General features: G+C 70.9%; 15 protein-coding genes. 6 read left to right on the plus strand and 9 right to left on the minus strand.

The annotated features are described in order from the left end of the window. On the minus strand, positions 1 to 641 hold a 641-nt coding region (locus tag CCN42_RS00950; protein WP_086732628.1), incomplete at its 3' end, for an NYN domain-containing protein. Positions 642 to 871: 230 nt separating this feature from the next. On the opposite strand from CCN42_RS00950, the gene CCN42_RS00955 reads away from it, so the two are divergent. Further along, entirely contained in the window at positions 872 to 1,024 is a 153-nt protein-coding gene (locus CCN42_RS00955) for a hypothetical protein (RefSeq protein WP_086173025.1), read from the plus strand. Positions 1,025 to 1,126: 102 nt separating this feature from the next. Here CCN42_RS00955 and CCN42_RS00960 read toward each other — a convergent pair whose 3' ends face one another. The 4 genes from CCN42_RS00960 to CCN42_RS00975 form a co-directional block, all read right to left on the minus strand. Continuing rightward, positions 1,127 to 1,732, minus strand: a complete 606-nt coding sequence (locus tag CCN42_RS00960; RefSeq protein ID WP_086732620.1) for a MarC family protein — start codon at positions 1,730 to 1,732, stop codon at positions 1,127 to 1,129. 77 nt (positions 1,733 to 1,809) lie between these two features. After that, positions 1,810 to 2,670 (minus strand): PHP domain-containing protein, encoded by an 861-nt coding sequence (locus CCN42_RS00965; RefSeq protein WP_086732621.1) that lies wholly within the window; start codon positions 2,668 to 2,670, stop codon positions 1,810 to 1,812. Positions 2,671 to 2,813: 143 nt separating this feature from the next. Further along, positions 2,814 to 3,455: a DUF6758 family protein gene (locus CCN42_RS00970; RefSeq protein WP_086732622.1), complete on the minus strand. Its 642-nt coding sequence runs from the start codon at positions 3,453 to 3,455 to the stop codon at positions 2,814 to 2,816. A 173-nt stretch (positions 3,456 to 3,628) separates the two neighbouring features. Beyond that, on the minus strand, positions 3,629 to 4,213 hold the full coding sequence (locus CCN42_RS00975) for a suppressor of fused domain protein (RefSeq protein WP_086173029.1): 585 nt from the start codon (positions 4,211 to 4,213) through the stop codon (positions 3,629 to 3,631). Between the two features lie 509 nt (positions 4,214 to 4,722). Here CCN42_RS00975 and CCN42_RS00980 point away from each other — a divergent pair. Then, the gene (locus CCN42_RS00980; protein ID WP_086732623.1) at positions 4,723 to 5,838 is read left to right on the plus strand and encodes a magnesium and cobalt transport protein CorA; all 1,116 of its coding nucleotides are present in this window, start codon (positions 4,723 to 4,725) and stop codon (positions 5,836 to 5,838) included. 77 nt (positions 5,839 to 5,915) lie between these two features. Beyond that, positions 5,916 to 6,428, plus strand: coding sequence for a hypothetical protein (locus CCN42_RS00985; protein WP_086732624.1), 513 nt, complete (start codon positions 5,916 to 5,918; stop codon positions 6,426 to 6,428). A 22-nt stretch (positions 6,429 to 6,450) separates the two neighbouring features. Here CCN42_RS00985 and CCN42_RS00990 read toward each other — a convergent pair whose 3' ends face one another. Next, positions 6,451 to 7,200 (minus strand): hypothetical protein, encoded by a 750-nt coding sequence (locus CCN42_RS00990; RefSeq protein ID WP_086732625.1) that lies wholly within the window; start codon positions 7,198 to 7,200, stop codon positions 6,451 to 6,453. 188 nt (positions 7,201 to 7,388) lie between these two features. Between CCN42_RS00990 and CCN42_RS00995 the strand changes: the two genes are divergently transcribed. Genes CCN42_RS00995 through CCN42_RS01005 form a run of 3 tightly spaced genes read left to right on the plus strand, consistent with a single transcriptional unit; the run spans position 7,389 to position 10,488 of the window. Next, the gene (locus tag CCN42_RS00995; protein WP_086732629.1) at positions 7,389 to 8,672 is read left to right on the plus strand and encodes a magnesium transporter MgtE N-terminal domain-containing protein; all 1,284 of its coding nucleotides are present in this window, start codon (positions 7,389 to 7,391) and stop codon (positions 8,670 to 8,672) included. Then, a complete protein-coding gene (locus CCN42_RS01000; RefSeq protein ID WP_173883290.1) occupies positions 8,662 to 9,300 on the plus strand; it encodes a DUF1003 domain-containing protein in 639 nt (212 codons plus the stop codon). Before CCN42_RS00995 ends, CCN42_RS01000 begins: the two co-directional genes overlap by 11 nt. A 54-nt stretch (positions 9,301 to 9,354) precedes the next feature. Continuing rightward, complete coding sequence (locus CCN42_RS01005) at positions 9,355 to 10,488, plus strand: Mrp/NBP35 family ATP-binding protein (protein ID WP_086732626.1); 1,134 nt, start codon at positions 9,355 to 9,357, stop codon at positions 10,486 to 10,488. A gap of 101 nt (positions 10,489 to 10,589) precedes the next feature. On the opposite strand, the gene CCN42_RS01010 is transcribed toward CCN42_RS01005, so the two are convergent. The 3 genes from CCN42_RS01010 to CCN42_RS01020 form a co-directional block, all read right to left on the minus strand. Continuing rightward, complete coding sequence (locus tag CCN42_RS01010; RefSeq protein WP_086732627.1) at positions 10,590 to 11,249, minus strand: hypothetical protein; 660 nt, start codon at positions 11,247 to 11,249, stop codon at positions 10,590 to 10,592. Between the two features lie 203 nt (positions 11,250 to 11,452). Further along, positions 11,453 to 11,890: a sec-independent translocase gene (locus tag CCN42_RS01015; RefSeq protein WP_086171214.1), complete on the minus strand. Its 438-nt coding sequence runs from the start codon at positions 11,888 to 11,890 to the stop codon at positions 11,453 to 11,455. Positions 11,891 to 12,080: 190 nt separating this feature from the next. Beyond that, a partial coding sequence (locus tag CCN42_RS01020; protein WP_143661811.1) for a S1C family serine protease occupies positions 12,081 to 12,558 on the minus strand: 478 nt, incomplete at its 5' end.

The following is a 12,558-nucleotide window of genomic DNA, read 5'->3' on the forward strand; positions in this document are numbered from 1 at the left end:
GGGGCGGTGCGGCGGGAGACGTACGGCTTGAAGAAGTCGAGGTCGAGGGTGCGCTGGCTGTCGACCTCCCACAGCAGCGGTTCGGCCTGGTTGCGCCCTTCGGGTGCCTCGATGCCCCACAGGTGCACCCGCGCGCCGTACCCCTGCGCCGCCTCCACGGCCGACACCAGGTCCTCGTCGCCGCCGAGCAGGGCCGCGTCGCTGATGGCGCGGTGCCGGGCCAGGGACTCCAGATCGGTCCTGATCAGGGAGTCGACGCCTTTCTGCTGGTTGTTGGCGTTGAGGTTGCCGAGGCGGACCTTCACGTCGGGCAGTTCGGCGATGGTCTGCTGCTCGGCGGTGTGGATCCGGCGCCGGGCACCGTCGTACCAGTAGACGCGCAGCAGCCGGCTGTCGGCGAAGACGGTGCGGGCCCGGTCGATCAGGGCGTCGATCAGCCCTTCGGCGTCGAGGTCGAAGGCCCGCCGGTCCTCGGTTCCGGCGACGAGGCGTCCCGCCGCCGCGTAGAGGTACCCGGCGTCGACGAAGATCGCGTGGGTGGAGGGCGTCTTCGCCACCTCGGCGAGCATCCGCTGGAGCAGCTCGTTGGTTCGGTCGAGGCGGGCGGCCAGCTCCGAAAGGTCGTCGTTCATTGCTTCCATTGTCCAGGTCGTCACAGTGCGAACACAACCGGTCCCAGTCAGTCTCGGAGCGTCACACAAGAAGACGCTTACCCGTCAGTAATTAGTTGTTCGAAAAATTTCTTTAGCGTAGGGAATGTTTGTAACAGACACCGCGTTGCATCCGTATGGAACACGGGGCACCGTCGCTTCGTGGGCCACCCACCCCAGTAGTTCTCCTCAGGGAGGATGACCAGACGAAGGGAGAAGCCATGCGCTTCGAGATTCTGCGACTCGACGACGTCGACGGTACCCCCGTGGACACCACCGTCGTGGACGCCGCCTCCGTCAACCGGATCGTTCAGCAGGCCGCCGCGATCGGCCAGCGCCTGTGGATCCGCCCGGCCGAGACCCCGGCTTCATAATCCACATGCTTGAGAGCCCCGTACGGCATGACGGCCGTACGGGGCTCTGTTGCGTTCACGGCCGCTCGGCACCGTTCAGGCGCTCGGCACCGTGCGCGGCGCTCAGCTTCCCTGGATCACCTGGGTGACGCCGTTGATGATCTGCTGCACGGCGATCGCGGACAGCATCATGCCCGCGAGCCGGGTCACCAGCACCACACCGCCGTCCTTGATGACCCGGATGATCAGCAGCGAGTAGCGCATCACCAGCCACAGCACGACATGGATGGCGAGGATCGCCGCCCACACCGACACCTGCAGACCGACGCTGTCGGCCTTCTGCACGGCGAGGATGACGGACACGATCGCGCCCGGACCGGCCAGCAGCGGCATGCCCAGCGGTACGAGGGCGACGTTGACGTCCTTGGTCTGCTTGGGCTCGTCGGTCTTGCCGGTGAGCAGGTCGAGCGCGATCAGCAGGAGCAGCAGCCCGCCCGCGATCATGAGCGCCGGCACCGACACGTGCAGGTAGTCGAGGATCTGATGGCCGAGGACACCGAAGACGGTGATGACTCCGCCGGCCACGCAGACGGCCTGGAAGGCCATCCGCTTCTGCACCTTGGCGGGCCGCCCGGCGGTCAGGCCGAGGAAGATCGGGGTGATCCCAGGGGGATCCATGATGACAAAAAGGGTCAGGAACAGGGAGCCGAAGACGGCGATGTCGAACATGGGAGTGCTGAAGGCCTTGCGCTGAAAGGAAGAAGGGGGGCGAACACAGGGGTGGAGCGGGGCGGCGAACCGCGCCCTCAGATCGCTCCGCCGGTCCCCGGCACGGGGAACGCCCCGGTCGCCCGCCGGGTGATCTCCCCGTAGACCTCGGGGTCGGTCGTGTACTCACCGAGCACACAGGTCTTCCGGCTGCCGTGGTAGTCGCTGGAGCCGGTGACGAGCAGCCCCAGCTCCTTGGCCAGGCCGCGCAGCCGCGCCCGGGTGTCCGGGTCGTGGTCCATGTGGTCGACCTCGATGCCGTCCAGGCCGGCGGCGGCCATCTCGGCGATCGCGGACTCCGGCACCGTACGGCCCCGCTTGGCGGCCCCGGGGTGTGCGAAGACCGTGACCCCGCCCGCGCCCTTGACGAGCCGGATGGCCTCGAAGGGGTCGGTCTCGTGCTTCTCGACGAAGGCCCTGCCGCCGTCGGCCAGCCAGTCCTGCGTGAACGCGTCGCTCACGGTGTCCACCACACCCAGCTCGACGAGCGCGGAGGCGACATGCGGCCGCCCCACGGAGCCGTCCCCGGCGATCCGCGCGACCTGCTCCCAGGTGACCGGCACGCCCAGGTCGTTCAGCTTGGCGATCATGCCCTTGGCCCGCGGCACCCGGTCGTCGCGCACCAGTTCCCGCTCGGCGAGCAGGGCGGGCTCCTCCGGGTCGAACAGGTAGGCCAGCATGTGCATGCTGATCCCGTCGACACGGCAGGACAGCTCGGCCCCCGTGACCAGGGTCAGCCCCGGCGGCAAGGCGGCGATCGCCTCGGCGTGCCCACGGGTGGTGTCGTGGTCGGTCAGCGCGACCACGTCCAGACCGGCCGCGGCGGCGTTGCGCACCAGTTCGGCCGGGGTGTCCGTGCCGTCGGACGCGGTGGAGTGGCTGTGCAGGTCTATGCGCACGACGCGAACTCCAGGCGGTCACGGGACGGGTGGGGACACCCAAGGATAACGGGAGCCGGGACCCCCCTGTCACACCCGCAACCGGGATGCGCCCTTTACACCCAGGTGATGCCGCTCACCTCGCGGACCGGCCTCGCCGCCCCCTAGGGGGTGAGCAACCGCGGCGACAACGCCCCGCAGGGGACGAGCTCCATCTCCGCGCCCGCGTCCCGCAGATCCGTCAGCACCAGCTCGTCGTACATCAGCAGCCCCGACTGCTCCGGCCAGACCACAGCCCACAGCCACAGCCCGCGCGCCTCGCCGGCGAACACCGCGCGGTCGTCCGGCGTGCCGGAGACGTGCCACAGCGGGGTGGGCCGGCCGGCGGCGAGCACCTTGGCCTGCGACGGCTTCTCGACATCGACGTACGGCCCCGGATCCGGTCCGTCGACGCCCGCGTAGCGCGCGCCGAGCCCCACGCCCAGCTCCTCCGCCACCAGGATCAGCTCGCCGACACCGCCCAGCGGGCTGGGTCCGGAGCAGGCCAGAGCCGTGGCGCGCCCGCCACTGCGGTCGTCACCCGCGCAGAGCACACCCGTGTAGAGCCAGCCGATCGGCAGGGGCCACGGCATCCACACCGGCACCTGCGCGCGACGCACCACGACGGCGAGGGCCTCGACGCTGGGCGGCACCACGGGCTGCAGCGGATACACCGCGCCGTGGACATCGCACTGCCAGGAGTCGGCAAAGAGTCCGGGCGCCCTGACCCGGCCACCGCACTTCGGGCAACTGGGTTCGCCCCTCATAGGGCTCCACGGTCCTACCCCCGCCGCGCCACGTCAAGGACGATCACCCGTCCGGGCGGAAACCCGGTGCCGTCCGGCGGCGCGTCCGGCGCCGGGACCGAGGGGCGACCGGCAGGGGACAGTGGGCCGGCATGCGCCAACCGGCCGGTGACAGACGGAGGTTGTGAGTCCGCTCACCCGAGCGGGACGGACGCGCGCAGCGGATCGCGCAGGTCGGTCCCGTGGTTCAGCCAGCGCTCCTGGAGGGCCTGGGCGCCGTGCACCCGCTTCCAGGCGGCCTCGTTGGGAGTCATCGGCAGCAGCGGAAGGAACCGCACGGGGTCCATCGGCGCGTCCAGCTCCAGGTCCTCCACCAGACCGCCCGGCTCGGCGACCAGCACGGAGGTGAAGGGGGCGCCCGGCCACAGCGGCTCGCCGACGTCCAGGGAGGCGCCGGGGGCCACGACCACTCCCTCGACCTGCGGGGACGCGGCGAGCACGGCGAGCGGGCGGAGCACCTTGTCGGTGTCGGCGCGCCCGGCGCGCACCGACAGCACCAGCTCGACGCGGGGACCCTTGACGGGATCGGCGAGCATCGCGGTGGGGTCGGTCATGGGCTGGGCGGACATGCCGAGGGTGGCGTAGCGGACGATGTCCCCCTCCTGGAAGCGCAGCACCTCGATGCGGTCCGTGCCGAGGAAGGTGACCGCGGCGCGGGCGTCCGGCTCGCCGAGCGCGGTGCGCAACCGGGCTTCGACCAAAGGAAGAACATCAGCCATGCGGCGAGCATAGAACTCGTCAGTACCAGGCAAAGCAGCGCCTTGACACTTCAGTCGGCTGATACTCTTGGCCGGTGGTCGGGCAGCACGCGGCAAGCGTGCGAGTCAAGTCCCGACGCCATGGGAACCCTCTAGGGGGTTGGGATCGTCCCTCACCAGGGACCGGCCGGAGGAGGTGGGGCTGTCATGGATCGAAGTCGACCGTGCAGTACCACCCGCTCTTCCGGCCGCTGATGTAGCTGCTCTGGCTCTGGCTGGCTGCCGCCTCTCGCATGCGCGTCTTCATCCGGGTCACCCGGAAGAGCACTTCGTTTCGCTGTACCTGATCTGTCTGTTCTGTCTGTTCTGCATCAGCAGCTGACTCAGTAGCGAAGCTCGCCACCGCGACGGTGCGGTGCTCCCCGCTTTGTGGACGTGCCAAACATCCGCAGTGAAAACAACGTCCTCATTCCGGGTAGTTCCACCCGTCGTCGGCGGTCTTTCGTTGCCCGTTGCGAAGGAGCCTGCCCATGTCGATGATTCGCGACCTGCGCGCCGCCGTCCGCCCGTCCCGCCCCGCGCTGCGCAAGGACACCGGCGGCTACGACACCACTCGCGACCCGGCGACCTCCTCCGCCGTCGTCGACTGCGCCGTCTACCGCGACGGCGCCCGGGTGCAGACACCCGGGCCGCTCACGCCGCAGGAGGCGATGCGCCTGGTGCGCCGCGACGGAGGGTTCGTCTGGATCGGGCTGCACGAGCCGACCGAATCCGAATTCGCCGGGATCGCCGGGGAGTTCGGGCTGCACCCACTGGCCGTGGAGGACGCCGTCCAGGCCCACCAGCGACCCAAGCTGGAGCGCTACGACGACTCCCTCTTCACCGTCTTCAAGACGATCCACTACGTCGAGCACGACGAACTCACCGCCAACAGCCAGGTGGTGGAGACCGGCGAGGTGATGTGCTTCACCGGTCAGGACTTCTTCATCACCGTCCGGCACGGCGGCCAGGGTTCGCTGCGCGGGCTGCGGCACCGGCTCCAGGACGACCCGGAGCTGCTGTCCAAGGGGCCCTCGGCGGTGCTGCACGCCATCGCCGACCATGTCGTCGACGGGTACATCGCCGTCGCCGACGCGGTGCAGGACGACATCGACGAGGTGGAGACCGAGGTCTTCTCGCCGGGCCGCAAGGGCACCCCGCGTGGCACCGACGCCGGACAGATCTACCAACTCAAGCGCGAGGTGCTGGAGTTCAAGCGCGCGGTGTCGCCGCTGGTGCGGCCGTTGCAGCTGCTGAGCGAGCGGCCCATGCGGCTGATCGACCCGGACATCCAGAAGTACTTCCGGGACGTCGCCGACCACCTGGCCCGGGTGCAGGAGCAGGTCATGGGCTTCGACGAGCTGCTGAACTCCATCCTCCAGGCCAATCTCGCCCAGGCGTCCGTGGCGCAGAACGAGGACATGCGGAAGATCACCTCGTGGGCCGCGATCATCGCCGTACCGACGATGGTGTGCGGGGTGTACGGGATGAACTTCGACTACATGCCGGAGCTGCGGTGGAGGTTCGGCTACCCGATGGTGCTCGGCATCACCGCGATGATCTGTTTCGGCATCCACCGCACGCTGAAGCGGAACGGCTGGCTCTGAGCCGCCCGGAAACGCGGCGGACCGAGCCGCCCGGAGCACGACGGACGGCCGTGACGCCGCCTGGATAGGCTGGGCCCATGACAACGGAGCTGCTCGACCGGGCCCTCGTCGAGGAGGCCACGAAGAAGTCCGGCCTCATCTGGGTGAAGGCACCGGGTGTGCCCGCCCGCGCGCTGTGGCACGCCTGGCACGAGGGGGCCGCCTGCGTGGTCGGCGGCGGGCCGGGCGAGCAGCCGCTGCCGGGGCTGGCCGACGGGGTCACGGCCGAGGTGACGGTGCGCAGCAAGGACAAGGGCGGCCGGGTGGTGGTCTGGACGGCGACCGTCGTGGAGCCGGCGCCGGGGTCCGAGGCGTGGGAGGCCGCGGTCGCCGAGCTGAAGGGCAAGCGGCTCAACGCGCCTGACGGCGAGGCGATGACCGAGCGCTGGCGCCGCGAGTGCCGGGTGCTCCGCCTGGAACCGACGGGCGGGACGCTGCCGCTGCCCGACGGCTCGCTGGCCGAGGCGCCGCTGCCCAGCCCGGCGACGACCCGCCGGCCGGTCCCCGCCGCGCTGCCCCGGCTGCTGCTGAAGCGGCGCAAGCGGAAGTAGGCCCGCGCGGGCCCTGGGGCCGCTACGACGTCGGCAGCTGCTTGCCGTAGTCCACCGTCTCGCTCTTCTCCGGCTCGGCGAGGACGAAGTCCTTCCCCCAGGCGGAGAACGTCAGGGTGCCGGCGCCGCCGCCCCGGACCAGGCGCAGGGGGTACGGCGTGCCCTCCAGGGAGACGTCGAGGGTGCCGCCGGAGCCCTGGTCGCCGGTGATGCGGATGGTGCGCACCCCGGACTGCTCGTGGCGGCCGTCGGTCTCCAGGGTGCCGTGCAGGGTGAGCAGGCTGTCGAGGAGCACGTCCTTGTCGGTGAAGCCGCTGAACCGCTGGTAGGAGGGGTCACCCTCGGGCACCTTGACGTACTTGCCGCCGAGCTTGTCCGCGGCGGCGTCACCGGTGCCGCCCGCGCCGCCCTCCGGGTTCCAGAAGGCCGTGTCCGCCTTCAGGTACAGCTGCTCCCCGATCCGCAGCAGCTCGAACGCCGCGCCCTCCGCGGTGACCGACCCGGTGCCGCCGTCGTCCTTCAGCCGCATGTCGAGCTTGTAGGTGCGCCCGCTGGTGACCACGGTCCCGGACAGCCGTACCGCGCCCGCCGCCTCCGCGGCCGCCCGCGTCTTGGCCTGGATCTTCTCGGGGGGCAGCTTGCCCACCCCGTTGGTGCCCGCGTCCGGGTCCTCACTGCTGCATCCCGTCAGCCCCACTCCCGTCACCACCAGTGCGCACAGCGCGCTCACCAGCGTGGCCCGGCGGGTACGGCCCAGGGGAATCGCGGTCACAGGTGGCGCTGCCTTTCTCACGGCGTTCCGGTCGGCGTACCGCAGGGTACCGGGGTGCGAAGGCCTGGACGGAGCCAGACCGTACGGACCGCTCACCAGGGCGTATCCGATCCGGACGGGCTAGCCTGAAGCCCACCCGAACGGGCAACCCGGACACAACAGGCGTGACGGAAGCGGAGGTGCGGAACATGGCAGGGGGCGCTCCCCGGATCTTCGTCTCGCATCTCGCGGGCATCGCCGTCTTCGACCCCGCCGGCGACCAGGTGGGCCGGGTGCGGGACCTCGTCGTGATGCTGCGGGTCGCCCGGCGGCCCCCGCGGCTGCTCGGGCTGGTCGTCGAACTCGCCACCCGCCGCCGCATCTTCCTGCCCATGACCCGGGTCACCGGCATCGAGTCCGGCCAGGTCATCACCACCGGCGTGCTCAACGTCCGCCGCTTCGAGCAGCGCCCCACCGAACGGCTCGTCTTCGGCGAGCTGCTGGACCGGCGCGTCACCCTCGTCGAGACCGACGAGGAGGTCACCGTCCTCGACCTGTCGGTGCAGCAGCTCCCGGCCCGCCGCGACTGGGAGATCGACCGGGTGTTCGTACGGAAGGGACGCAAGGGCGGGGCCTTCCGCCGGGCCAAGGGCGAGACGCTGACCGTCGAGTGGTCGGCGGTCACCGGCTTCTCCCTGGAGGAGCACGGGCAGGGCGCCGAGAACCTGCTCGCCACCTTCGAGCAGCTGCGCCCCGCCGACCTGGCGAACGTGCTGCACCACCTCTCCGCCAAGCGCCGCGCCGAGGTCGCCGCCGCCCTCGACGACGACCGGCTCGCCGACGTCCTGGAGGAGCTGCCGGAGGACGATCAGATCGAGATCCTCGGCAAGCTGAAGGGCGAGCGTGCCGCCGACGTCCTGGAGGCCATGGACCCGGACGACGCGGCCGACCTGCTGGCCGAGCTGCCGAAGGAGGAGCAGGAGCGGCTGCTGAGCCTGATGCAGCCGTCCGACGCGGCCGACATGCGCCGGCTGATGTCGTACGAGGAGCACACGGCCGGTGGTCTGATGACCACCGAGCCGATCGTGCTGCGCCCGGACGCCACCGTCGCCGACGCCCTGGCCCGGGTCCGCAACCGCGACCTCTCCCCCGCGCTCGCCGCCCAGGTCTACGTCTGCCGCCCGCCCGACGAGACCCCGACCGGCAAGTACCTGGGCACCGTGCACTTCCAGCGGCTGCTGCGCGACCCGCCGTACACCCTGGTCAGCTCGCTCGTCGAGGACGACCTCCAGGCGCTCGCGCCGGACGCCGCGCTGCCCCTCGTCGCCGGGTTCTTCGCCACGTACGACATGGTCGCGGCGCCCGTGGTGGACGAGTCCGGGTCGCTGCTGGGCGCGGTCACCGTGGACGACGTCCTGGACCACATGCTGCCGGAGGACTGGCGGGAGACCGAGTTCCACCTGGACGAGGGGACGGCCGCCCATGGCGCCTGAGCGGGAGACGACCCGGGAGATCCGCGAGCGCGACCGCATGCCCGCCGGGGCCACCGCGACCGCCCGCCCACGGGCCCGGCTGGACCTGCCGCGCCCGCCCCGGTCCCGGATCCTGCCCGAGTGGGACCCGGAGGCCTTCGGGCGGCTCTCGGAGCGGATCGCGCGCTTCCTGGGCACCGGCAGGTTCATCGTCTGGATGACGTTCGTCATCATCGCGTGGGTGGTCTGGAACGTCTCCGCCCCGTCCGGCCTGCGCTTCGACGAGTACCCGTTCATCTTCCTGACGCTGATGCTGTCGCTCCAGGCCTCCTACGCCGCCCCGCTGATCCTGCTCGCGCAGAACCGTCAGGACGACCGCGACCGGGTCAACCTGGAGCAGGACCGCAAGCAGAACGAGCGGTCGATCGCGGACACCGAGTACCTGACCCGGGAGATCGCCGCCCTGCGGATCGGGCTCGGCGAGGTGGCGACCCGCGACTGGATCCGTTCCGAGCTGCAGGACGTGATGAGGGAGCTGGAGGAGCGCGCCGACGGCCACCGCGGCAAGGACGACCGGCACGGCCGCGGGGACGCCGCGGGGACGGACAGCGCGTATTCCCGGCAGATCGGTCGGCGGGACGTGACGTAGACGACCGCTGACGGGCTTTCCGGGGCCCCTGTGCGGCGCCGTACCATCGTCTCTATGGCTACGGAAGACGCGGTGCGCGAAGCACTGGCGACGGTGAACGACCCCGAGATCAACCGACCCATCACCGAGCTGGGAATGGTCAAGTCGGTGGACATCGGGACGGACGGCACGGTCGCCGTCACCGTGTACCTGACGGTCTCGGGCTGCCCCATGCGCGACACGATCACCCAGCGCGTGACCGAGGCGGTCTCCCGCGTCGAGGGCGTCACCCGCGTCGACGTCACGCTGGACGTGATGAGCGACGAGCAGCGCAAGGAGCTGGCGGCGGCGCTGCGCGGCGGCCAGACCGAGCGCGAGGTGCCCTTCGCCAAGCCCGGCTCGCTGACCCGCGTCTACGCGGTCGCCTCCGGCAAGGGCGGCGTCGGCAAGTCCTCGGTGACGGTGAACCTGGCGGCGGCGATGGCGGCCGACGGCCTGAAGGTGGGCGTGGTCGACGCCGACATCTACGGCCACTCCGTGCCCCGCATGCTGGGCGCCGACGGGCGGCCCACCCAGGTCGAGAACATGATCATGCCGCCGTCGGCGAACGGCGTGAAGGTCATCTCCATCGGCATGTTCACGCCGGGCAACGCGCCTGTCGTCTGGCGCGGCCCGATGCTCCACCGTGCCCTCCAGCAGTTCCTCGCGGACGTCTACTGGGGCGACCTGGACGTCCTGCTCCTGGACCTGCCGCCCGGCACCGGCGACATCGCGATCTCCGTCGCCCAGCTGGTCCCGAACGCCGAGATCCTGGTCGTCACCACCCCGCAGCAGGCCGCGGCCGAGGTGGCCGAGCGGGCCGGGTCCATCGCCGTGCAGACCCACCAGAAGATCGTCGGCGTGGTCGAGAACATGTCGGGCCTGCCCTGCCCGCACTGCGACGAGATGGTCGACGTCTTCGGCACCGGCGGCGGCCAGACGGTCGCCGACGGCCTGACCCGCACGACGGGCACGAACGTCCCCGTCCTCGGCTCCATCCCCATCGACGTCCGTCTGCGCGAGGGCGGCGACGAGGGCCGGCCGGTCGTGCTGACCGACCCGGAGTCCCCGGCGGGCGCGGCCCTGCGCGCGATCGCGGGCAAGCTGGGCGGCCGCCAGCGCGGTCTGTCGGGCCTGTCGCTGGGGATCACCCCGAAGAACAAGTTCTGAGCACGTCTCGGCGGGGGCCGCTCGGTCCTCGCCGAAGACAGCAGGCCCTACGGCAGAGGGGCGCCGAAGACCGACGGCGCCCCTCTTTCCGTTGCGTGGCCCTACTCGTACGCGGCGATGTCCTTGATCGCGGCGAAGCCGAGCCCGTACGCGCTCATGCCCCGGCCGTACGCCCCGACGTGCACACCCTGCTGGGTGGACCCGGCCAGCACCCAGCCGAACTCGGACTCCCGGTAGTGGAACGGCGTCGGCACCCCGTCCACGGGGAGGCTCAGCGTCGACCACTCCGGCCCGTCGAGATCGTCGGCGAGCGCCCAGGCGGTCTCGGTCTGCTGCTCCAGCCAGTCGTCCCGCAGGCTGTGGTCCATGTGACCGGGCCAGGTGAAGGACAGCAGCCCCACGCCGGCCAGCCAGGCCGCCGAGGAGACCGAGGTGGCCTCCAGCAGCCCCGTGCCGTCCGGGCTGCGCCGCACCGGGTTCGCCGCGACGGTCACCACGACCGCGAACCGTTCCCGCTCCTCGCCCGTCGCCTCCGCCCGGACGGAGGGCTCGTTCCCGTGCCCGATCGAACCGTGCTCCACGGCTCCGTCGGCCGCCGTACCGACCTGCATCAGCCAACGCGGCCCCGTGAAGGCCTCGTCGAGGCCGTACCACGGGAAGGACGCTCGCAGGTAGCCGTCGACCGCCCGCCGGGCGGAGGGAACGTGCTGTCCGCCCTCCGCGGCCGGCGTCTGCGCGACCGACCGACTCGTCGTCTCCATGTACCCGGACGCCTCCTCGCTCTCGTCGGACCGGTCCGCCCGCCCCCCTTCGGGCGGCGTTGCTTATTTGCTTACGGTCCGCACAACAACTCGGCAGCATATCCACACCGCTCCGGGCAACCGGGAATGCGCCCGGCGCGTGGGTCGTCCGAAGACGTGTTCAAGCCGTGCGAGGGGGGTGCGCGACGCGGCGCGCGAGGGACTCAGGTGGCGTCGGCGTCGAACGGCGGACGGTGGTCCGCGGGCTCCGGCCTCTTGCTCATGTCGACGCGGTCACCGGACGAGGGGGACACCGAGGGCGAGGCGGACGAGTCGGAGTCGCGGCCGTGGACCGCGTCCGTGACCTCGGCCATCTCCTTCTTCAGGTCGAAGCCGTTGCGGATCTCCTTGATCCCCAGGTCCTCGTTGTCCAGCTGCTTGCGGATGAACGTCTTGGGGTTCAGGTCCTCGAACTCGAAGTCCTTGAACTCGGGGCCCAGTTCCTGCCGGATGTCCTGCTTGGCGCTCTCCGAGAACTCACGGATCTTCCGGACGGTGCGCATCACGTCCTGGATGACCTTCGGGAGCTTGTCCGGTCCGAACACGAGCACGGCGAGGACGATGATCGTCACCAGCTCAAGCGCGCCTATGTCATTGAACACCTGAAGCTCCTTGCGATGTCCTCCCGTGGTCCCGGGCCGGATCCACGGTACCCGCCGATCCTCTCCGACCGGTACCGTCCCGTGACCCCCGAGTGTGTGTTTGTGAGCGGTTTCCCGGTTGCTGCCCTTGTGAGCGGAGGTGCCCTGTCCGGTCTGTGAGGCCGGTGTCACATTCCGGGGGATGCCCGGATCAGTCCGCCGACGATCCGAGCACCAGGGAGATCGTGCGTTCGTCGCCGTCGCGCAGGACGGTCAGCTCCAGGCGGTCGCCGGGCCGGTGGGCACGGGTCTTGACGATCAGTTCCTCGCCCGAGTGGACCCGCTGGCCGTCGACCTCGGTGATGACGTCGCCGGGCTCGATCCCGGCCCGGTCGCCGGGGCCGCCCGGGACGACGGCGGAGCCGCCGTCACTGCCCTTGGTGCCGACCCGGGCGCCGTCGCCCGAGTAGTTCATGTCGAGGGTGACGCCGATCACCGGATGGGTCGCCCTGCCGGTGTTGATCAGCTCCTCGGCGACCCGCTTGCCCTGGTTGATCGGGATGGCGAAACCGAGACCGATGGAACCGGCCTGGCCGCCGTCCAGGTCACCGCCGCCGGCGGAACGGATCGCGGAGTTGATGCCGATGACGCGGGCCTCGGCGTCGAGCAGCGGGCCGCCGGAGTTGCCC

This window comes from Streptomyces glaucescens, assembly GCF_002154375.1.
Classification (GTDB): Bacteria; Actinomycetota; Actinomycetes; order Streptomycetales; family Streptomycetaceae; genus Streptomyces; species Streptomyces glaucescens.